Annotated in this window: 20 protein-coding genes and 1 tRNA gene; 12 read left to right on the top strand and 9 right to left on the bottom strand. The window is 30.9% G+C overall.

The window, feature by feature from the left end:
* The first annotated feature begins 80 nt into the window (after nucleotides 1–80).
* From LW133_RS03320 to LW133_RS03310, 3 genes are all read left to right on the top strand, one after another.
* Nucleotides 81–165, top strand: a tRNA-Leu gene (locus LW133_RS03320).
* A gap of 216 nt (nucleotides 166–381) precedes the next feature.
* Nucleotides 382–1,434 (top strand): glycosyltransferase family 2 protein, encoded by a 1,053-nt coding sequence (locus LW133_RS03315; RefSeq protein ID WP_233076390.1) that lies wholly within the window; start codon nucleotides 382–384, stop codon nucleotides 1,432–1,434.
* Nucleotides 1,400–2,368: a glycosyltransferase gene (locus tag LW133_RS03310; RefSeq protein WP_233076380.1), complete on the top strand. Its 969-nt coding sequence runs from the start codon at nucleotides 1,400–1,402 to the stop codon at nucleotides 2,366–2,368. Before LW133_RS03315 ends, LW133_RS03310 begins: the two co-directional genes overlap by 35 nt.
* Here LW133_RS03310 and LW133_RS03305 read toward each other — a convergent pair.
* Complete coding sequence (locus LW133_RS03305) at nucleotides 2,314–3,042, bottom strand: glycosyltransferase family 25 protein (RefSeq protein ID WP_269843728.1); 729 nt, start codon at nucleotides 3,040–3,042, stop codon at nucleotides 2,314–2,316. The genes LW133_RS03310 and LW133_RS03305 overlap by 55 nt on opposite strands.
* A 45-nt stretch (nucleotides 3,043–3,087) precedes the next feature.
* Here LW133_RS03305 and LW133_RS03300 point away from each other — a divergent pair, with 45 nt between their 5' ends.
* A complete protein-coding gene (locus LW133_RS03300; protein WP_233076367.1) occupies nucleotides 3,088–4,056 on the top strand; it encodes a glycosyltransferase family 2 protein in 969 nt (322 codons plus the stop codon).
* A complete protein-coding gene (locus LW133_RS03295; RefSeq protein ID WP_233076366.1) occupies nucleotides 4,053–5,057 on the top strand; it encodes a glycosyl transferase family 90 in 1,005 nt (334 codons plus the stop codon). The genes LW133_RS03300 and LW133_RS03295 overlap by 4 nt, the downstream gene beginning before the upstream one ends.
* A 106-nt stretch (nucleotides 5,058–5,163) precedes the next feature.
* On the opposite strand, the gene rpsO is transcribed toward LW133_RS03295, so the two are convergent.
* The gene (gene rpsO, locus LW133_RS03290) at nucleotides 5,164–5,436 is read right to left on the bottom strand and encodes a 30S ribosomal protein S15 (RefSeq protein ID WP_233076362.1); all 273 of its coding nucleotides are present in this window, start codon (nucleotides 5,434–5,436) and stop codon (nucleotides 5,164–5,166) included.
* 160 nt (nucleotides 5,437–5,596) lie between these two features.
* On the opposite strand from rpsO, the gene flhA reads away from it, so the two are divergent.
* The 4 genes from flhA (at nucleotide 5,597) to LW133_RS03270 (ending at nucleotide 10,432) form a co-directional block, all read left to right on the top strand.
* Nucleotides 5,597–7,777 carry a flagellar biosynthesis protein FlhA gene (gene flhA / locus LW133_RS03285; protein ID WP_233077006.1) on the top strand — a complete coding sequence of 727 codons (2,181 nt, stop codon included), beginning with the start codon at nucleotides 5,597–5,599 and terminating at the stop codon, nucleotides 7,775–7,777.
* A 12-nt stretch (nucleotides 7,778–7,789) separates the two neighbouring features.
* The gene (locus LW133_RS03280) at nucleotides 7,790–8,869 is read left to right on the top strand and encodes a DHH family phosphoesterase (protein WP_233077005.1); all 1,080 of its coding nucleotides are present in this window, start codon (nucleotides 7,790–7,792) and stop codon (nucleotides 8,867–8,869) included.
* A complete protein-coding gene (locus LW133_RS03275; protein ID WP_233076359.1) occupies nucleotides 8,866–9,084 on the top strand; it encodes a hypothetical protein in 219 nt (72 codons plus the stop codon). The genes LW133_RS03280 and LW133_RS03275 overlap by 4 nt, the downstream gene beginning before the upstream one ends.
* Nucleotides 9,085–9,229: 145 nt before the next feature.
* Entirely contained in the window at nucleotides 9,230–10,432 is a 1,203-nt protein-coding gene (locus LW133_RS03270; RefSeq protein ID WP_233076358.1) for an NAD(P)/FAD-dependent oxidoreductase, read from the top strand.
* Nucleotides 10,433–10,833: 401 nt separating this feature from the next.
* Here LW133_RS03270 and LW133_RS03265 read toward each other — a convergent pair whose 3' ends face one another.
* Nucleotides 10,834–12,519, bottom strand: a complete 1,686-nt coding sequence (locus tag LW133_RS03265) for a methyl-accepting chemotaxis protein (protein ID WP_233076357.1) — start codon at nucleotides 12,517–12,519, stop codon at nucleotides 10,834–10,836.
* Nucleotides 12,520–12,635: 116 nt separating this feature from the next.
* Complete coding sequence (lepA, locus tag LW133_RS03260) at nucleotides 12,636–14,426, bottom strand: translation elongation factor 4 (protein WP_233076356.1); 1,791 nt, start codon at nucleotides 14,424–14,426, stop codon at nucleotides 12,636–12,638.
* 150 nt (nucleotides 14,427–14,576) lie between these two features.
* Here lepA and LW133_RS03255 point away from each other — a divergent pair, with 150 nt between their 5' ends.
* Together LW133_RS03255 and LW133_RS03250 are read left to right on the top strand one after the other, a co-directional pair.
* A complete protein-coding gene (locus LW133_RS03255; protein ID WP_233076355.1) occupies nucleotides 14,577–14,957 on the top strand; it encodes a DUF1090 family protein in 381 nt (126 codons plus the stop codon).
* A 62-nt stretch (nucleotides 14,958–15,019) separates the two neighbouring features.
* Nucleotides 15,020–15,586, top strand: coding sequence for a DJ-1 family glyoxalase III (locus tag LW133_RS03250; RefSeq protein ID WP_233076354.1), 567 nt, complete (start codon nucleotides 15,020–15,022; stop codon nucleotides 15,584–15,586).
* Nucleotides 15,587–15,617: 31 nt separating this feature from the next.
* On the opposite strand, the gene LW133_RS03245 is transcribed toward LW133_RS03250, so the two are convergent.
* On the bottom strand, nucleotides 15,618–16,862 hold the full coding sequence (locus LW133_RS03245; protein WP_233076352.1) for an MFS transporter: 1,245 nt from the start codon (nucleotides 16,860–16,862) through the stop codon (nucleotides 15,618–15,620).
* Nucleotides 16,863–17,060: 198 nt separating this feature from the next.
* Between LW133_RS03245 and htpG the strand changes: the two genes are divergently transcribed.
* On the top strand, nucleotides 17,061–18,923 hold the full coding sequence (htpG, locus tag LW133_RS03240) for a molecular chaperone HtpG (RefSeq protein ID WP_233076351.1): 1,863 nt from the start codon (nucleotides 17,061–17,063) through the stop codon (nucleotides 18,921–18,923).
* A 35-nt stretch (nucleotides 18,924–18,958) separates the two neighbouring features.
* Here htpG and nadC read toward each other — a convergent pair whose 3' ends face one another.
* The 4 genes from nadC to LW133_RS03220 are packed head-to-tail and all read right to left on the bottom strand — an operon-like array spanning nucleotide 18,959 to nucleotide 22,291.
* The gene (gene nadC / locus LW133_RS03235; RefSeq protein WP_233076350.1) at nucleotides 18,959–19,786 is read right to left on the bottom strand and encodes a carboxylating nicotinate-nucleotide diphosphorylase; all 828 of its coding nucleotides are present in this window, start codon (nucleotides 19,784–19,786) and stop codon (nucleotides 18,959–18,961) included.
* Nucleotides 19,786–20,775, bottom strand: a complete 990-nt coding sequence (nadA, locus tag LW133_RS03230) for a quinolinate synthase NadA (RefSeq protein WP_233076347.1) — start codon at nucleotides 20,773–20,775, stop codon at nucleotides 19,786–19,788. The genes nadC and nadA overlap by 1 nt, the downstream gene beginning before the upstream one ends.
* Nucleotides 20,776–20,784: 9 nt before the next feature.
* The gene (locus LW133_RS03225) at nucleotides 20,785–21,564 is read right to left on the bottom strand and encodes a phosphatidylserine decarboxylase (protein ID WP_233076345.1); all 780 of its coding nucleotides are present in this window, start codon (nucleotides 21,562–21,564) and stop codon (nucleotides 20,785–20,787) included.
* Nucleotides 21,557–22,291, bottom strand: a complete 735-nt coding sequence (locus LW133_RS03220; RefSeq protein ID WP_233076343.1) for an arginyltransferase — start codon at nucleotides 22,289–22,291, stop codon at nucleotides 21,557–21,559. The genes LW133_RS03225 and LW133_RS03220 overlap by 8 nt, the downstream gene beginning before the upstream one ends.
* Nucleotides 22,292–22,296: the final 5 nt, after the last annotated feature.

Below are 22,296 nucleotides of genomic sequence, written 5' to 3'. Positions count from 1 at the left end.
ATTAAAAGATTTTATGATATAATTCTAACATCTTTAATGACTTTATACAAAATTATTAAGTTATCTTAGATTTTAACAATGCGGAAATGGCGAAACTGGCAGACGCACCAGACTTAGGATCTGGCGCCGCAAGGCATGGAGGTTCAAGTCCTCTTTTCCGCACCATTCTTATTTCCTCTATATCCACCTTGAATCCAAAAAATAAAATCCCATCAAACTTTTACGTTATTTATGAAAAATAAATTTTATGAATTTTTATATATAAAAATCTTCGAAAACACATCTACCCCCTTCTTTTGTCTATTAATATTTTTTGCCAAAATATTAGTTTTTACTTATTTTAAGATAAAATTAACAAAAGTAATTATCAAGGAAAAATCCATGCCATTTTTTTCAATCATTATCCCCATTTATAATGTTGAAAACTATCTCAAAGAATGTTTAGATTCTGCAGTTTTTCAAACTTTTAGAGATATTGAAATTATTTGCATAAATGATGGTAGTAGTGATAAAAGTGGAGAGATTGCTAAAGAGTATGCAGAAAAAGATTCTAGAATCTTACTTATTCATCAAGAAAATCAAGGGCCAAGTATTGCAAGAAATAATGCATTAAAAATTGCTCAAGGAAAGTATATAATCTTCTTAGATTCTGATGATTATATAGAAAAAAATCTTTGTGAAAAACTCTATGAAATCTTACAAAATCATCCTGTAGATGTTTTATTGATGGATTTTTTCCATCATACCAAAAACAATAAAATCTACAAATTACGCAATACTTTTTATATATTACAACCCAACAAAATTTTTTCCTCCAATGAAGCCTTAGAAGTCATGATGAAATATTATAAAAAACATGATCTTTTTATCACTACCATAGCACATTTTGTGGTAAAAAACCAATTTATAAAAGATCATTGCATAAGTTTTGATCCTGATGTTTTTTATTATGAAGATATTTTATTTTGCACCAATATTTTTCTTAAGGCCCAAACAATTTATAATAGCGATATTCGTGCATATTATTATGTTTTAACACCAAATTCTATAATGCGTGGCAAATATAATCAACAAAAACTTATTAAATCTGCTAATAGTTACTACTATATCGCAAAAATCCTAAAAGAACAAAGTCTGCAAGAAGTTACGATTCTTAAAAAAAATCTTCTGGAAAAAGAATCAAAAACAGCTGTACACAAACTCCTCTCTCCACTTAGAAAACTAAAATATCACAAAGATCTACATTTTAACGCTACAGATCTCTACAAACTCAATCATCATTATTCAAAAATCAAACGAATTAATATCAACCACCCTGTTTTTTACCAATATATTCACCCATTAGTTGTTAGCATGAAATATGGGATAATAACGGGAAAAAATCTTGCAAGGAGGGTTTATGCCATTTTTTTCAATCATTATCCCCATTTATAATGTTGAAAACTATCTCAAAGAATGTTTAGATTCTGCAGTTTTTCAAACTTTTAGAGATATTGAAATTATTTGCATAAATGATGGCAGTAGTGATAAAAGTGGAGAGATTGCTAAAGAGTATGCAGAAAAAGATTCTAGAATCTTACTTATTCATCAAGAAAATCAAGGCTTAAGTATGGCGCGAAACAACGCAATCACAAGAGCTACAGGTAAATATATAGTCTTTTTAGATTCTGATGATTATATAGAAAAAAATCTTTGTGAAAAACTCTATGAAATCTTACAAAATCATCCTGTAGATATAATTAAATACAAAACTATCAATCATGATCGCCAAACCCCCTACCCCATTCCTCCAAAAAATCCTCTATCTGGCAAAGAATATATACTTTTTTACCCTAATTGTCTTGGTAGCGGATGCGTATGGCTTTTTACAGTCAAGAGAGAATTTTTACTCACAAAAAACATTACTTTTATCCCAAATATTATTTATGAAGATATGACCTTTATTGCTCATATTCTTTTAGAATCACAAACTTTTTTACTTACTGACAACCCTTTGTATTTTTATCGCGTTCGAGAAGATTCTATCACGAATACTCCCCCTTCATTAGAAAAAAACCTTCTTTCTATCAAAAGCTATTTTGAAATTGCAAAATTTTTCTACGATATTGCGCAAAATATGCCAGAAAAAATCCAAAAAATCTTATTACGACAAATTATTGTTTACTATAACCTTGCTTTGCAAAAATGTGATAATCCCGAGATCATGAAACAAATCAAAAAAGATTTTAAAATTTTTGCAGCCCATATTCCTAAAAAAATACATTTGCAATTTTTTTTACAACCTATCAAAATTTTTCTTAAAAAAACTCCTCTTTATCCTATTTTTCGATTTTTCAAATTAAAAATAAAACGCAAAACATTCCAATAAATTATCATAATTTCTCTTGTACACTTAAAAATCCCCCTGGGTTTTTTATCTCTATATCCAATCATAGATTCCATTACCTGTTCTTTTAATAAATATGGCTCACACACCACCGCAGGTAAACCATACACAAAATAACGATCCAAAAAATCATCTACTGGACTTAGCCATTTTTGTGAATACTTCACCAAAGTTTTTGCCGCACTAGGCTCTAAATAATATCCTTGCGTACCACCTAATTTTGAATTTTTTACAACCAAAGTATGATTATTTTTTGGATGAATATTTTTTTTAGAATCAAAAAGTGCAAAAAATCGTACAAAACTATAATTACTCTTTATAATTTCTTCTACTCCTTTTTGAAAATGCTCAAATAAAATCACATCATCTTCTAAAATCACAATTGGCTCATCAAGTACAATACATTTTTCCCATAAACTAAAATGGCTCGCATAACATGCAATTTCACCCCTATAAAGCTCCCTACCATGTGTAATCTTTGCTAATGTTTTTTGGTAATATTTTGTAAAATTTTGCATCTGTAATGCATTTTTTGCATCAATAGCCTCAAAAAAACTAAAATCAAAAATAGTATTTTCAAACTTTAGTATCTCTTGCTGCATGCTTTTTCTTCTCTCGGTCGCATTTTCTAAATTTATAATAAAAACTTTTATCAATCAAAACTCCATTTTGATATAATTTCACACAACAAAAGGAGTATTATGCCATTTTTTTCAATCATTATCCCCATTTATAATGTTGAAAACTATCTCAAAGAATGTTTAGATTCTGCAGTTTTTCAAACTTTTAGAGATATTGAAATTATTTGCATAAATGATGGCAGTAGTGATAAAAGTGGAGAGATTGCTAAAGAGTATGCGGAAAAGGATTCTAGAATCTTACTTATTCATCAAGAAAATCAAGGGCCAAGTATTGCAAGAAATAATGCATTAAAAATTGCTCAAGGAAAGTATATAATCTTCTTAGATTCTGATGATTATATAGAAAAAAATCTTTGTGAAAAACTCTATGAAATCTTACAAAATCATCCTGTAGATGTTTTATTGATGGATTTTAATAATCTTACCCCTCCCAATAAAATCCAAAAAAATTCTAGCAATTTTCTCCATCATATTACACAAAATACAACTCTTCCTATTTATAGCTTTTTTACACAAATCAATAAAACCAAACACATTGCCACCACAATTGCGCACTTTGTCTGTAAAAATTCCATACTCAAAAAAATGCCTCAACCTCTTTTCCCTATCAATCTTTTTTATGAAGATTTATATTTTGCCACCCACTTGCTACGTACCTCTAATCAAGTTTATTGCAGCGATCTTTCACTTTATTTTTACCGACAAAACCCAGAATCAATTATGCATCAAAAACCCACTCAAGAAAAATTTAATAAAATGTTGCAAAGCTACCTCACACTTGCAAAACACTTTAACACTTCTCTTCAAGACATAGAGGACCAGATTTTAAAAAGCTATTATCAAAAAGTAAGTAAGTTTTGTCTCAAAAAAGCTTTAAAAACAAGTTTTATATACAACCACTACCTTAATTTATATCTTAAAGATTTTTTTATGTTATATTCTCTATTTTCCATAAAACAAAAGCTAGCTTTTAGCTATTATATTTTTTGGCAAAAAATTAAAAATCTTAAAAATAAAAGAATTTCATGAATAACACATTTTGCTACAATATTCAAGGGATCTATTTTACATTGTTTTCAAAAAATCCAAAAAAAATTCTTGCAAAACTTCGTGAAATTCCTGATTCTAAGCTTACAGAAATCTCACAAAGAGTCTCTTATTATTGTGGTGCTAAAATTTCTCCTTCAAATATATTGCAAAATATCACTCCTAGCAAAAAAGAAATGCTGACACACTCGCGATACTGCTATGACTTTTGGGAATTTATGCGATTTTTTCCTAAAAACCTCTCTTTTTCTTTTTGTGCTGGTGATGTCAATACTCCTCTTATGCATCCTACTTTTTGTAAATCTCGTCCAATCCCATATGGCACAATGCAAGATTCTAAAAACAATATTTTACTCAAACTGGACAAAAAACGACATTTTGGCTCTATGCATTTACTTAGCCAAAAAACACACCCCATCGCCTCTTTTTACGAAAAAAAAGATTTAGTATTTTTTCGTGGAGGTTGTTATCAAAAACATCGCAAAGATTTTATGCGATTATTTTTTCATCACCCCTTACTTGATGCAGGGCATGTAGGCAGTCTAGAAGATGAGGAACTAAAAAAATGGTTTAAAGGAAAAAGCAATCTCTCCACACATTTAAAACATAAATTTATCCTTTCTCTTGAAGGTAATGATGTAGCCACAAATCTCAAATGGATTATGGCATCAAACTCTCTAGCAATTATGCCAAAACCAAAATTTGAAACATGGTTTATGGAAGGAACACTACTTCCTGATATACATTATGTTTTACTTGATGATGATTTTAAAAATCTTGAAGAAAAGGTAGATTGGATCTTAAAAAATCCAAAAATTGCTGAAACAATCATCCATAACGCCAATATTTATGTAAAAAAATTTTTAGACAAATCACAAGAAGATTTATTAAACTTTTTAGTGCTTAGAAAATATTTTTATCAAACAGGACAAATAGAGGTAACTAAGATTGAAGAAGAAATTTTTAAAATTCACTGTTATTAAAAATTAAAAAAATAAAATAATCCAAACTTTAAAAATAAAGATTGATTATAGAAATCGCTTATATATTTAATCTTAAAACCCTTCCAAAACAAGGAAGGGATAAGAATTATCTATCTTTAATGCCGAGTTCCGCAATTAATTTAACATATCTTTCATACTGTGTGCGTTTAAGATATTTTAAAAGATGCTTTCTTTGTCCCACAAGTTTCAAAAGCCCCAAGCGACTAGAATGGTCTTTTTTATTACTTTTCAAATGATCTGTAAGATAAGAGATTCTTTGGGTTAAAAGCGCAATTTGCACCTCTGAAGAACCTGTATCTTTTTCGCCTCTTGCAAACTTTTGAATAATTTCTTGTTTTTTCGCCGTATCTAAAGCCATAATGACCTCCTGAATGGTATAAATTTAAAGCATAATCTTACAATAAAAAAAGTAAAAATACAGCAAAATATAGTAAAATTACACTTTAATTTCATTCCAGCTATAGCTATAAGGATTATTGTTGGCAAAAAAGAAGCAAATCAATTTTATACAATCGCTTATGTCTTTTCTGCACACTTTTACGCAATCAAAAGATTTAACTGTTGTTGTTTTTGTAATTTTGATTCTCGCCATTATTATCGTACCCCTTCCTCCCTTTTTACTAGATTTCTTGCTTACTATTTCCATTGCTTTATCTGTGCTAATTATCCTAATCGGGCTTTATATTACCAAACCCACGGACTTCTCTGCCTTTCCAACATTATTGCTCATAGTTACACTCTATCGTCTTGCGCTCAATGTGGGTACCACAAGAATGATACTCACAGAAGGCTATAAGGGTGCAGATTCTATAAGTGATATTATCGCTGCTTTTGGAGCTTTCACAGTAAGTGGAAATTATGTAATTGGAAGTATTATTTTTGTTATTTTAGTGCTTGTAAATTTACTTGTAGTCACTAATGGTTCTACACGTGTTACAGAAGTGAGAGCAAGATTTGCACTTGATGCTATGCCTGGAAAACAAATGGCTATTGACGCAGATTTAAATGCTGGATTAATCGATAATGAAGAAGCAAGGGCAAGAAGAGCTACACTCACACAAGAAGCGGATTTTTATGGCGCTATGGATGGAGCTAGTAAATTTGTCAAAGGTGATGCAATCGCCTCAATCATTATTACAATAATCAATATTATTGGTGGCTTTCTTATTGGTGTTTTTCAACGCGGAATGCCAGTTAGCGATAGTGCAGCCACTTTTACCATTCTTACAATTGGAGATGGTTTAGTAGGACAAATTCCTGCACTTATTATTGCTACAGCCACAGGTATTGTTGCAACAAGAACCACACAAAATGAAGAAGAAAATTTTGCCAGCAAGCTTGTAACCCAACTCACAGACAAAAGCAAAACACTCATTATTGTGGGTGTAATTTTATTGCTTTTTGCCACAGTACCAGGACTACCAACCTTTTCTCTAGCCTTTGTGGGATTACTATTTCTCTTCATCTCTTGGCTTATTTCTAGAGAGGATAAAGAAAGCTTATTTAGTCTCTTTGAAAATTGGATCAATAAAAAAACAAATCTCAATCTAAATATTGCGCAACAACAAAAAACCTCGAGTAATCCTATTGAACAACACGCTCCAAAAGCCATACCACAAAAAAGCCCTGAAGAAATTAAAAAAGAAGAAGAAAAAGCAATTGATGAGGCATTAAAAGTTGAATTACTTGCATTGGATCTTGGCTATCAACTCATAAGTCTTGCAGATGTCAAGCAAAATGGAGATTTATTAGAGCGTGTGCGAGGTATCCGTAAAAAAATTGCTAATGATTACGGATTCTTAATGCCACAAGTGCGCATAAGAGACAACCTCCAACTTCCTCCAAACAACTATGAGGTCAAACTAAAGGGTATTACAATTGGTGAAGGTAGTGTAATGCCTGATAAATTTTTGGCAATGAATACAGGATTTGTTGGTAAAGAAATTGATGGAATCCCAACAAAAGAACCTGCTTTTGGCATGGATGCCCTATGGATTGATCCTAGCATTAAAGAAGAAGCAATCATTCAAGGCTATACAATCATTGATCCTGCAACTGTTGTAACGACACATATTAGCGAACTTGTTAAAAATTATGCAGAAGAATTTATCACTAAAGATGAAGTAAAATCTATCCTAGATCGCTTAGCAGAAAGCTATCCTGCAATCATCGATGAAGCAAGAAAAATCCAAACTGGAATTATCCGCTCTGTATTGCAAGAACTATTGCATGAAAAAATCCCTATCAAAGATATGCTCACTATTCTTGAAACCATTACTGATGTGGCAGCACCATTGCAAAATGATGTTGCATTAATCACAGAACAAGTACGGGCAAAACTCTCAAGAGTGATTACAAATATTTTTAAATCTGATGATGGAATCTTAAAGCTTATCACCCTATCACTAGATACAGAACAATATCTACTGGGAAAACTAAGAGAACAACCCTCGGGAAAAACTCTGTTACTTAACACTAATGAAATGCAAAAGTTAGTGGATACAATTTCTCAAGAATCCATGACGATTTTACAAAAAGGTATTGCGCCAGTAATTTTAATAGTAGATCCACTTTTAAGACGCTCTTTGGCTGCAAAACTTGAACAATTTAAAATCGATATTGTTGTATTGAGCCATGCAGAACTTGATATGAACACAAAATATGAAGTTTTGGGTAATATAAATATAAATTTTAATTAAGGTATAAAAATGATGCAAGTTTTTCATTTATCACACATTGATTTAGATGGTTATGGTTGTCAATTTATTGCTAAAAATTTTTTTGATCGCATACAATTTTATAATGCTAACTATGGAAAAGAAGTTTTAGCAAGATTACAAACCATTGTGCAACAAATCCAAAATCAAGTTAAATTAGAATCTAAATTTCGCAGCAAGAAGCCACAAAAATTTTTGATTCTCATTACAGATCTTAATCTCTCTATGCAAGAATCCCTTTTCTTGCAAGAAAAAGTGGATTTTATGAGAATTGATGGTATTGATATTGAAATCATCTTGCTTGATCATCATGTTAGTGGAGAAGAAAGTGCAAAAAACTTCGGATGGTATTTCCTAGATACTCAACGCTGTGCAACAAAAATCACCTACCACTATCTTAAAGAACACTACACACTAAAAAATCCTCAAGATGAAAAGATTCTTGATTTGATTGTTGAAATGATTAATTCTATTGATATTTGGAAAGAAGAAAATTATGGCTTTGAATTTGGTAAGGTTGCCTTGAGTTTAATTGCAAACTCAAATGAACTCAATCGTTTTATGTTTGATGAAGAACACAGAAACTATAAATTCAAACTTTTAGAATCTATTAAAGATTACATTACTCTACCTAACGCAGAAGTAGCATTTGACAACGCAATTTTTAGACTCAAAAAAATCGCATTAGGCGGAAATCCTGAAACACAAACTATGGATAATATCACCTCAATGGCACAAGTAAAACTACTCACAGAAAAAAAGGATACTTGCACGATTAATTACAAAGATAAAAAGGGATTTTTAAGCTATTCTATGGGAGGAATCAGTGTCCTTGCTAACCTATTTTTAAAAAATAATCCAGAATATGATTTTTATATTGATATTAATGCAAAAGGTAATGTGTCACTGCGTGCAAATGGCAATTGCGATGTAAATACCCTTAGTAAAGAATGTTTTAATGGTGGTGGTCATAAAAATGCATCTGGAGGAAAATTAGAACATTTTAGAGAAAGTTTTGTTTATGAAGATATAAAAAATCAAGTAATCAAAGCACTAACAAAGGAGAAAGAATGAAAAACACAGAATACGAAGAATTAGCGCTTGAAGTTTTAGACATGTTAGCAGTTGCCATGTATTTTGCAGGTGCAAAAAAAGAATATACAGAAAAACTGATTGATATTTACATAGAAGAAGTTGAAAAAATAGATAATGATAAAGATTATGATCAACAAGCCATTATTGACTTAATTCAAACAATCAAAAGAAAAAATCCTAAGCTTTTTACCTAATTACTATTCTATTTATATCAAATTTTTTACATCTCTACTAGTAGATAATACTAGCATATTTTGAATGCTTTTTATTTACTTTTAACTTTTTATAAGCATAAAAATGCTTTAATAGTTAAATAAAATTTGACCATTAAGGATGGAGATGCAAAAAACTAGAATCTTAATTGTCGGTGGCGGTTATGGGGGGTTAAAAACAGCAATGACTCTACAAAAAAAACATGCAGATGCAGACATCACCCTGATTAGCAAGCATGATTATCACTATCAAACAACACTTTTGCATAAAGTCGCCATTGGAACACTTAGTGAAAGAAAGGCAAAAATTTATTATAGAGAACTCTTGAAACAAGTAAAATTTATCAAAGACAAAGTAATGGAAATCTGCCCAGAAAAAAATCAAGTAATTGGAAAAATCAATAATTATTCTTATGATATTTTAGTAATTTCATTAGGATTTAAGGCTGATTATTTTGGAATAAAAGGTGCAAAAGAATATACCTACAAACTTTCCTCCCTAAATGCTGCCCTAAGATTATGTCGTCATATAGAATGGAAATTTAAAGACTACCATATCACAAAAGAAAAAAATAATCTTTCCTTTATTGTTTGTGGTACTGGTTTTACAGGTATTGAATTTACCGCGGAACTTGCACATGATATCCAAAGAGTATGCCGTATCTATGGACTCAATAAAGAAGATATTAAAATTACTTGTGTAGGAAGATCAAAAAGAATTCTTCCGGTATTTGATGAAAAACTAAGCCTTAAGGCAGAAAAAAAATTAAAAGATTTAGGAGTAAACATAATTAATGGCGCAACCGTAGAAGAATGCCAAAAAGATGGAATTATTATTACCAAGGACGGAAAAAAAGAAAAAATCTTTGGTAACACAATCCTTTGGAGTACTGGTGTAAAAGGGAATGACACGGTTGAGTATTATTCAAAAATTAATAGCCAAAAAGGCAGAATCAAAGTAGATTCCAAGCTTAGAAGCATTGATTATGAAAATATTTATGTAGTGGGTGATTGTGCGATTTTTGGACAAAAAGATATAATCTGCGCACCTACTGCCCAAATTGCAGCACAAATGGGCGAATATGTCGGCAATCTTTTAAATGACAAACTTAAAGGCAAAGAAACAAAAAAAGATTTTTATTTTATCAATCGTGGATCAATCTGTTCTATTGGGCATACCGATGCTGTTGGGAAAGTTTTTAATAAAAATATTTCTGGAGAGTTTGGTGCATTTATGAAAAATCTTGTAGAAAATCGTTGGCTCTTTGGAATAGGTGGATTAAAGATGGTATTTAAGAAAGGTCAATTTAGATACAGAAGTAGTGATTGATTTAAATTTTATTTTTTGATTTATTATCTATCTTTTTCTAAAAAACTTTAGAGCTTAGCTTAAAATATTAAATCTAATTTTTTAGATTTAATATTTTAGTTACTACAACAATAGTCTAGTAAGTATTTTATGTTTGTTTTTTACTTGTGAAAATATATTATTTAGAATTTTTGTCAATATAAAGCATGTAATATAAAATTTACAAACAACACTTATTGCCTTTTCTATATTTAAATCAAACCAAAGAATCGAAAAATTAAATCTTAAGAAATAAAACCAACACAAAAGAATTGGTAAGCATTTTAAAAATACAAATTTCTTGACTTATAACTTCAGGCATGTTTCAATAAATTTAATTCTATTTTTTAAACTATGGTTTTGCTTAAATGCAAAACCATAGTTTAACTTTTAAATTCACAAAGTTTTTTGTCAAGATCTTCTGATGAAATCTTAATATTATCTACTATTTCAGAAATTTCACCAATATTTTTAACTGCACCATCATTAATATCAACAATTTGTTTTACAGATTCAAGCATTTTTGTCATTTCATCATTAACATAAATATAGTCATTTATCGTATTTTCGCTTGTATCAAGCACTTTTGCAATAACTTCTCGCATTCCATTAATCTCAGTTTTTGTTTGGTTTGAAATAGAAATAAGCTCATGCATAGACTTACTATTTTTATCCATTTGCTCGCCAGAATCTTTAATAGCCTGAACAATCACAGAAATTATTGTATTAATCTCATTTAGAGATTTTTGAGTTCGTTCTGCTAAGTTTCTAACCTCATCTGCAACTACGGCAAATCCTCTTCCATATTCACCAGCTCTTGCTGCTTCAATTGCTGCATTAAGCGCAAGTAAATTTGTTTGATCTGCTATATCTTTGATAATATCTAAAACATTTTTAACACTATCTGCATCTTTACTTAACTGCTCAACTCGACAACTTAGATTTTTTTCAATTTCTGAAACATTTGATATTTTTAAATTAAGATCCCCGATAATTCTTGTAACATTTTCTAAATAATGCGTAGCCTCACCTAATGCTTCTTTACTTGCTCTAGCTCTCTCAACACCACTATTTAAATTTCTTTTTGTTTCATTTCCGCCAGCTTCCATTTTTACCAAATACTGAGCACTATTTTTTACTTGCTTATCTGTTTGACCGCTAACTTGCATTAATCTTAATGCAATACTTAAATTTTCTTTTGCAATATTTTTTGATTGATTAACAATTTCTCGAATTTTTTCAATAAAAATATTAATCGCATTACTTGTCTCTGAAATTTCATCATTGCCTTTTACAACAAGTTTTTTTGTGAGATCACCATGGCCATTTCCAAGATCTACAGAATGTTTAGATAATTCATTTAGCGGTTTACTCAATGTAATATTTACAATAAACAAAATCACAAGTATAACAACAATCAATATTACAACAGAAATAACGATATTTTCTGTTAAAAGACTAACAATTTCTTTATTTACACCTTCATCAATAGAGGCGATTTTTTTGTTTGCTGCATTAAGATCAATTGTAACACCATAAATGAGATCAAGATGAGGATCCTTTTCTGTATAACTTAAAATCTGACGCTTTTTTTTAATAAATCCATCAAAAAAATTTGCTCTTGTATATCCACCACCTTTGATACCATTCTCAATAAATTTTGCTACATAATGTTGCCCTTGCTCATCTTTTTCATTTATCAAATTAGTGCCAACTTTTTGCTTATGATAATGCGTTAAATATGTTCCCTTGCCATCTATTGAAAAAAAACGGATATGCGGATGTCTTAAATCTACTTTTTCTAAAACAGATATAAGTTTTTTGCGTATTTGCCCATCATTGTAACCTTGTTGTTTATATTCGTTATAAATATTATCAGCAAATACCTTAAGTCCAACAACAACAACTTTCGCCGTATCTTTTGCATCCTCAACCACCAACTCTTCAATTGTTTGATGACTTATATCTTTAATATCATTAAACCCTCTAAATGAAATAAAAATATTTACGAGACATAAAATACCAAGAGATAAAAAAATACATAACAGTATTTTATATTGTATTTTCATAAAATACTCCTTGTTTTGTTTTTTTTAAATTCTTGTATTATATTTTAATTTTTTTAATTTTTTTAATTTTTTTGAAAAATTATTTAAGTAATATTTTAATTTTTATAAAAAATTGGTCAATCGATTTTTAAAACTGCTAAAAATGCTTCTTGAGGCAATTCTACTTTTCCGATTGCCTTCATACGCTTTTTACCTTCTTTTTGTTTTTCTAAAAGCTTTCTTTTACGCGTAATATCTCCACCATAACATTTTGCAGTTACATTTTTTCCCATAGATTTAATCGTTTCTCTAGCAATAATCTTATTGCCAACGCTTGCTTGAATCGCAACCTCAAAAAGCTGTCTTGGTACAATTTCCTTCATAGATTCTACAAGTGCTTTACCCTTTTCATAAGCCTTTGTCTTATCTACAATAATAGATAGTGCATCTACCACTTCTCCTGCCACTCTTATATCAAGCTTTACTAAATCTCCTTCCCTATTTTCTATAGGTTCATAATCAAAACTTGCATATCCTTTTGTGCAAGATTTTAATTTATCATAAAAATCCATTACAATTTCATTGCTGGGAATGGCATATTCAAGCATTACTCTCGTCTCACTCAAATAATCCATTTTTTCCTGCACCCCTCTACGATTACTAAGCAAAGTGATAATATTACCTAAATATTCTGTCGGAGTAATGATAGAAGCTTTAACATAAGGCTCTTTAATACTGCTAATTTTTTGCTCTGGGGGCAATTCGCTTGGATTTTGTACAAAAACCTTGCTGCCATCTGTAAGCTCCACTTCATAAATCACCGTAGGAGCAGTTGCAATCAATGCCAAATCAAACTCTCTTTCCAAACGCTCCTTTACTACTTCCATATGTAACAATCCTAAAAATCCAACCCTAAATCCAAAACCAAGTGCCACTGATGTTTCAGGTTCAAAACTTAATGCAGAATCATTTAATTTTAATTTATTTAATGCATCTCTTAAATCTTCAAATTTATCAGTCTCTATGGGATAAAGCCCCGCAAAAACAAAAGGTTTTGCAGGCATAAACCCTGCCACAGCCTCTGGTGTAGGATTTTTAGCATCTGTAATACTATCGCCTACTGCAATATCTGTTACACTCTTAAGCCCTAAAGATACAATTCCAATTTCCCCACAACCAATTTTTTTAGTAGAAATTCTTTGTATAGGATTAGGATAATAAAGGCCTAAAACCTCTTGTTTTTTACCTGTGCTCATAATTACAACTTCTTGATTGATAGAAATCTCTCCATCAATCACCCGCACTAAAGCCAAAGCACCCAAATAATTATCAAACCAAGAATCATAAATCAAAGCTTTTGTAGGAGCATTTTTATCACCATTTGGCGGTGGTACTTGCGTAATAATCCTTTCAATCAACTCTTTAATCCCTACTCCACTTTTTGCACTCACCTGCATAGCATCTGTGCAATCAATCCCAATGCTTTGTTCAATTTCTTCTGCTACTCTCATAGGGTCTGCGGCAGGAAGATCAATTTTATTAATTACGGGAATAATCTCTAAATCATTATCAAGTGCAATATAAACATTTGCAATTGTTTGCGCCTCTACCCCCTGTGATGCATCTACAACAAGTAATGCCCCCTCACAACTACTCAAACTCCTACTTACTTCATAACTAAAATCCACATGTCCTGGTGTGTCAATTAAATTTAAAATATACCATTCATTATTATATTGATACTCCAATCTTACAGATTGCGCTTTTATCGTAATTCCACGCTCTTTTTCTATATCCATCGTATCCATAATTTGACTAACCATCTCCCTGTCACTCACTCCATGGCATTCTTGTATCAAGCGATCTGCCAATGTTGATTTTCCGTGATCAATATGTGCAATAATTGAAAAATTACGGATGTTTTTCATTTTTTACCTTTTATTTAATTATTTATTTATTGAAATTATAGCAAATCTAGCTTTTTTGCTTTGAATTTTTCTCCACTTCCCAAAAAAATACTTAGAATTAACAATTGTATTTTTGATAAACTTTAAAAATATTTTTTCTTAAGGGGTATTATGCGTTACCAACTAATTTTTTTATTTCTTATTCACACAACTTTTGCGGATATTCTTTGTGATTTTAAAATTTCTATACTTGAAGAAAGCCTAAAAATTGCGGATTCTAAAAAAGATTTACAAAAAGCAACACAATTAAAAAACCAAATTATCAATCTAAAAAAACACTGTGATAATACAATGATTCTAGAAGAAAGTAAGGAATATATCAAATCTCTACAAAAACAAATCGCGGAAAAAAAACAAACTCTCTATCACGCACAACTCTCCAAAAACCTAGCACAAGAAAAAAACCTCAAACTAGAAATTAATCTTTTACATGAGCAACTCATCGCAGCCAAACAAGAATTACTACGCCTAAAAGACAAATTAAAAGAATAATTTTTTACAAAAGGATAACATTTTTCAAATATAATCTGGAATATCTTTAAAAAAGGAAAAATATGAAAAAAATACTAATTCCCCTAGCAGATGGCTTTGAAGAAGCTGAATTCATTGGCATTGCTGATGTTTTAAAAAGAGCAAGCGAAAACGTACCAGATTTTGAGGTCATCATTGCTTCTTTGGATAAAAATCTCTTAGTCAAAGGTGCAAACAATATTAGCATTCAAGCAGAAACTACTCTAGATAAAGTTGATCTCAATTCACTTGATGGTATTGCTCTAGCCGGTGGTTTTGGTGGTATGAATAATCTTAAAAATAACCCTACTATCATTAAAATTATTCAAGATCTTCATAGTAAAAATAAGCTTGTTGCAGCAATTTGCGCTTCTCCTATAGTTTTAAATCATGCAGGGATTTTAAGTGGGGATTTTACCTGTTATCCAGGTTGCGAAAATGGCTTAAATGGAAATCGCCTCAATCAAGCAATTGTTGTAAATAAAAATGTTATCACATCTGCAGGTCCTGCAACAGCAATACTTTTTGGATTAGAGATTGTGCGTTATCTACTAGGAGAAGAAGTTTACAAAGCACTCTATGAGGGTCTACTCATTCCTCTTACAAAATAATCTTATTACCTTAGCCAAAAGCTAAGGTAATTTATCTCTTTTTTATTTGTAGTTTTAAATACATACCTATAATAATCCCAAGTATTCCTAAAAATATCATGTAATATCCAAGTCCCATAATATTTTTCTGCATAAAAAATGTCGCAACAATAGGAGCAATGCCCCCAAAAATTGCATATCCAATATTATATGCAAAGCTTAGGGCACTAAAACGATAATATACAGGATATAGCAACACCATAGCAAGAGGACAAAAAACCATTACCCCATTTGCAAAAGTGGTTAATAAATATGTTGCAAGCACAATTTGTGCATTAGGATTCATCTGGCTTAATATATAAAAATACATACCATTACTTAAAATAAAAAATACAAAAAAAGCCATCAAACTTTTTATAAACCCATATCTATCTACACAAATCCCCACAAAAATACAAGAAAGACTTGTAAAAAACACTGCAAAAATCTGCACATCTAAACGTTCAAAATGATTAAGCTTTAAAATACTCTCCATAAAATTTGGCATCAAAAGCACAAGCACTACAATACAACCTGTAAGAATCCAAGTAAGCATCATACCTACAAAAATATCAATCTTAGAAAATTTCAACATCTCCTTAATAGGCAAAATCGATCCATTACTTTTTTGAATAGCCAAAAATTCTGGCGATTCGTTCAACATTTTTCTTAAATAAATCGAAAAGATTCCAAAAACTCCACCAAGCAAAAAAGGAATTCTAAAAGCCCAGCTATTAATCTGTTCTTCACTAAAAAGCATATACAACAATAAAGTTACAAACCCTCCAACAAAAATGCCTCCTGTAACGGATGCGGTCAAAACTCCAATTGCAAAGCCTAATTTATTTTTACTAAAATGTTCGCTTACATATACCCACGCTCCAGGCAACTCTCCCCCTACTGCCACACCTTGCAAGATTCTAATTATCACCAATATCAAAGGTGCAAAATACCCAATGCTCTCAAAACTAGGCAATATACCAAGCACAAAAGTAGGAATCACCATCAAAAGCACAGAAAGTAAAAATACATTTTTCCTTCCTTTTTTGTCACCAAAATGCGCCATAATAATCCCTCCCAATGGCCGTGCAAAATATCCCACCGCAAAAGTAGAATACACACCAATAAGCCCCCAAAAACCATCATCTGTTGGAGGATAAAAAATTTTATTAATAATCGCAACAAAGAAAATAAAAATAATAAAGTCATAAAATTCTAGTATCCCACCCAGAGATGACAAAAATAGTATTTTTTTCATAAATTAACCTACTTTTATTAAAGATATTTTCCTCGTATCATACACTATTTTTTATCCAAAATAATTTAAAATTTTTGTCTATTGACAATACTTAAATATATATTATTACACTAAAAAAACTTTATATCACTCCTATAAAGTTTTATAAAATTTATCAATTTTTGCTACAATCTGCTAAATTTATTTTAAGGAGTTTGTATGAGCAAAAAACATAATTTTCAAACTGAAATTAACCAACTTTTAGACCTAATGATTCATTCGCTTTATTCTAATAAAGAAATTTTTTTAAGAGAGCTTATTTCTAATGCCTCCGATGCACTTGACAAACTAAATTATCTTACTCTAACAGATGAAAAGTTAAAAAACCTTACATTCCAACCGGCAATCACAATCCATTTTGATGAAACAAAAAAAACTATAACCTTAGAAGATAATGGAATCGGAATGAATGAAGAGGATTTGATTAATCACCTAGGAACAATTGCAAAATCTGGTACAAAAAGCTTCCTTTCTAATCTCAGTGGTGATAAGAAAAAAGATTCCGCACTCATTGGACAATTTGGTGTAGGATTTTATTCTGCATTTATGGTAGCAGATAAAATTATTGTACAGACAAAAAAAGCAGGTGAAAATCAAGCTTTTGCATGGATTAGCGATGGCAAAGGAGAATATGAAATCAATCCTTGCACAAAAGAATCTCAAGGAACACAAATCACTCTGTATCTAAAAGATGAAGACAAGCATTTTGCTTCGAAATGGGAAATTGAAAATATTATAAAAAAATATTCTGACCACATTCAATTCCCTATTTTTTTACATTACACACAAAGCAAATTTGAAGGCGAAGGTGAAAATAAAAAAGAAACCAAAGAAGATAAAGTAGATCAAATCAATAACGCTAAAGCAATCTGGAAAATCTCTAAAAATGAATTAAAAGATGAGGATTATAAAGAATTTTATAAAAGCTTTAGCCATGACAATAATGATCCTCTTAGCTGGGTACACACAAAAGTAGAGGGGAATTTAGAATACACCACTTTATTTTTTATTCCAAAAAATGCACCTTTTGATCTCTATCGCGTTGATTATCAATCAGGAGTTAAACTTTATGTAAAGCGTGTATTTATCACGGATGATGACAAAGAATTGCTTCCACAATACTTACGATTTGTCAAAGGGATAATTGATAGCGAAGATCTTCCTTTAAATGTAAGTAGAGAAATTTTACAACAAAACAAAATCTTAGCAAATATCAAATCTGCTTCTACAAAAAAAATTCTTAGTGAAATTGCCAACCTTGCCAAGGATGAAAAAACATATAAAGATTTTTATGATAACTTTGGAAAAGTACTTAAAGAAGGACTTTATAGCGATTATGAAAATAAAGATAAAATTCTTGAACTTCTAAGATTTCATACCAACACTCAAGATTCTATGATCTCTTTAAAATCCTATAAAAACTCTATGCCAAGTGATCAAAAAAGCATCTACTATCTTCTTGGAGAAAATCTTGATCTCCTGAAAGCTTCTCCACTTTTAGAAAAATATGCAAAAAAAGGCTATAGTGTTTTATTACTCAATGAAGAGGTAGATTCTTTTGTAATGCCAAATGTTAGCGAATATGAAAAAACTCCGCTAAAAGACGCATCGAGCAAAAATGCTTTAGAAGAATTAGGACTAGATAGTATTGATGAAAATATACAAAAAGATTTTGAGAGCCTTTGCAATACTATCAAAGAAATTACAAAAGATCAAATCAAAGATGTCAAACTCTCCAATACTCTACAATCTCCAGTAGCATTAATCGGTGAAGAAGAAAATGCAATGATGGCAAATCTCATGCGTCAAATGGGTCAGCCAGTTCCTCCAGCACAAAAAATTCTAGAAATCAATATTAATCATCCAATTATTCAAAAATTAAAAGAAGTGCAAGACAAAGCTACTTTGGAAGATTATATTGTTTTATTATTAGATTCTGCAACACTCCTTGAAAAAGGGAGCATTCAAAATGCAAAAAACTTTACACAAAAACTCTTTGCGCTTTTAGAAAAGCAACTCTAAAAGCATTTAGATTCTCTTAAAGAGAATCTAAAATTCTATAGCATTTTCATATTCATATCAACCCAGACTGCCTTATGAATCAGCGCACCCGAACTAATTGCATCAATACCAGTTTGTGCATATTCCAAAAGATTTTCTTTTGTAATATCTCCACTTGCTTCCAATAATACATACGGATATTCTTTATTGCGATATGCCACAACTTCGCGTATTTCACTAGGCTTCATATTATCACACATTACTATATCTACCCCACATTCCATAGCAAATTTTGCAAACTCAATACTCTCACTCTCAATCTCAATCTTACTTGTCCAAGGAATCTTTTTTCTCGCTTGATTAATCCATTGCTTCAAATCACTATTAGGGATATATTTTAAATGTGTATCTTTAAGCATCAATGCATCATCAAGTCCTAAACGATGATTCTTACCCCCACCATTTCTTACAGAATATTTTTCAAAAACTCGCAACAAAGGGCGCGTTTTTCTTGTATCCAACAATTCTACTTTTGTGTCTTTTAAAATCTCTTTGTAGCTATGCGTAAGTGTCGCAATCCCACTAGAATGCTGCAAGATATTTAAAATACAACGCTCTAATTTTAAAAGTAAAGTATAATTACCCTCTATTTCAACCAATGCATCCCCATAAGCAAAAAGTTCAGAATCCTGCTTAAAAAATTTTGCTTCTAATTGATGCATTTTACAGAGCACTTCTACATATTCTACTCCTGAAAAAACCCCCTTGCTCTTTGCTTTGATCCAAGCCTTTGATCTCAAATCCTTCGGACCAATTTTTTCAAACAAATCTCCTCTGCCAATATCTTCATCATACATTAAGCGTAAAAATTCTTCTTTATTCATCAAGAAATCTCCAACATTCTCTCTAAAGCTAAGGCCGCATCTTTCCTAATGTGCTCCTCTAATACAATCTCATTATGCACTCGTCCTTGGTCATAAGAATACAATAATTTCAAAATATCATTTAACCCTGTTTCATTCATTGTAGGGCATTCTGGAATCGTACTAGAAAGAACAAAAGTATTTTCTTTAGCATGTGGTCTTAGCCGTGAAACCAAATTAAACTCTGTACCCACTGCCACACTTTGTGATGCTGGTAAAGATGTTACATAAGCAATAATTTGACTAGTTGATCCTACAAAATCAGCCTTTTTTACCACTTCAGGCTTACACTCTGGATGCACAACAATTTTAATATCCTTATAATTTTCCCTAAAAAAATCAATATCTTCAGGGGTAAAAAGCTGATGTACAGAACAAAATCCATTATAACAAATCACTTGGGAATCTAAAATTTTTTCCTTATTATCCACACCCAAGATTCCACAAGATAAACCATACATATTTGCCAAATTTTCACCCAAACAACGATCCGGTAAGAAAAATATTTTTTTATTTTCTTGTAAAATACGCTCAAAAATCTTTTTTGCATTCGCGCTTGTACATACCATCCCTCCCATGGCACCAACCTTTGCCTTTACTTCTGCACTAGAATTAATATAAGTAATAGGAATAAAATCTGTAATTCCATAACTTTCTAACATATCCACAGAACGATCATAATAATCACTACTCACCATCCTAGCCATCGAGCAGCAAGAAATTTTTGGCATCAATACTCTTTTATGAGGAGCCAAAATCTTCACACTCTCCCCCATAAATCCTACTCCACAAAAAATTACCAAATCCCTAGAATCAGAAGTAGCTTTTTTTGCCAACTCCAAGCTATCGCCACAAAAATGCGCAAGATTTACAATTGCATCTTTTTGATAAAAGTGTGCCACTAAAAGTGCTTGATGCTTTTGCAAAAGACTCTTAATTTCTTCTTCCATGTTACTTCCTTAAAATTTTCCTATCGTCTCTCCAAACAATACTTGTTGTCCTAATGAAACTTCTAAATTTATATTTTTTGCAAAGACAACAACAGTTGATCCCATTTCAAACATTCCAATCTCATCACCCTTTTTAAGCAAAATTTCTTGATCATAACAAAAATTATTTCGCCCATTAGCAATTGCATTGGTCTGCACCCTTGATTCAAAATGAACTAATATTTTACCAACATTTAAAGCTCCAACAGCAACAAAGAAAAATTTTTCTTTATTTTTATCCTCTGCCACAATTACCACGCGTTCATTTTGCACAAATAAACTTTGATTTTTTTTCAAAGATGGCAAATTTACCGGTAAAAGCTTTCCGCCAAAATATCTTACCTCAAGCACCCTTAAATCACAAGGACTATGATAGCGATGATAATCTTTTGGTGAAAGATAATAGTTGATAAAACTATAACAAGAATCTATTTCTTCACCCAAAAGCTCTTTTACACTATACTCCATTCCCTTAATTTGCAAAGCCCTATCTTGCTTCACTTTCCCAAACTCCGTAATCACACTATCTGTCGGAGCAATGATTGTATCCTCATTTCTACAAAATCTTCGTGGCTTTTTTAGTTTTCTGGTAAATAATGCATTAAGGGTTTTATAGGTTTCTATGCTATCAAAATCACTCAAGTCAATCTTAAAAATTTTTACATATATACGATTGATAAAAATTTGAAAAAATTTTGGAAATGCATGATTTGCAAACCTTCCAAAAATTCTAGACATTTTATTAGTCATCAACACTCCTATAATTTTTATAAATTGCTGTATCAAAAATATCTGGAGTATTACATAAAATCTCAAAAGGCTTAAAGCGTGATTTATATCCAAGACTTTTGTGTCCATCTATCCAATATCCAGGATAGAAATAAGAAATATTTTTTTGCTTAGCAATATAAAGCTGCGTAAGAATATTAAAAACCCCAAAACTGCGTTTTTCTACATCTGGATCGTAAAAAAAATAAATTGCACTCATCGCATCTGGCAATATATCTAAATACCCAACCCCCAAAAGTCGCTCATCTAAAAAATAATTTATCTCATATCCAAAATTTAAACTCCCTACCACAAAAGTGTCGTAATAATACCGCTCACTAACTTTTTGATATTTCCATTGTTTTTTTAATTCCATATGACGATGATATTTATCATACAACACCAATTTTTCATCACTCAAACTAGGTTTCTGTAAAATTACTCTTATATCTTGATTATTTTTTAGCACTCTTTTGTGATTTCGTGTAGGCAAAAATTCCCCTGTTTTTTGTCGAATTGTCTTACAAGCATCACAAGACTTACAAATCGGCACAAAAAAATACTCCCCAAATCTCCTCCAACCTCGCTCTAATAATCCTTTATAAAAATGTGCGCTACATTCCTCAATATAAAAATATCGAAATGTATGTGTTTTATCTTCCAAATAACTACAAGATGCATCATCAGGAAAAAACTCTACAAGCTTCAAGCTAT

The sequence above is a fragment of the Helicobacter anatolicus genome, assembly GCF_021300615.1.
Taxonomy (GTDB): domain Bacteria; phylum Campylobacterota; class Campylobacteria; order Campylobacterales; family Helicobacteraceae; genus Helicobacter_H; species Helicobacter_H anatolicus.
This window is presented reverse-complemented; position numbering and strand designations above follow the sequence as displayed.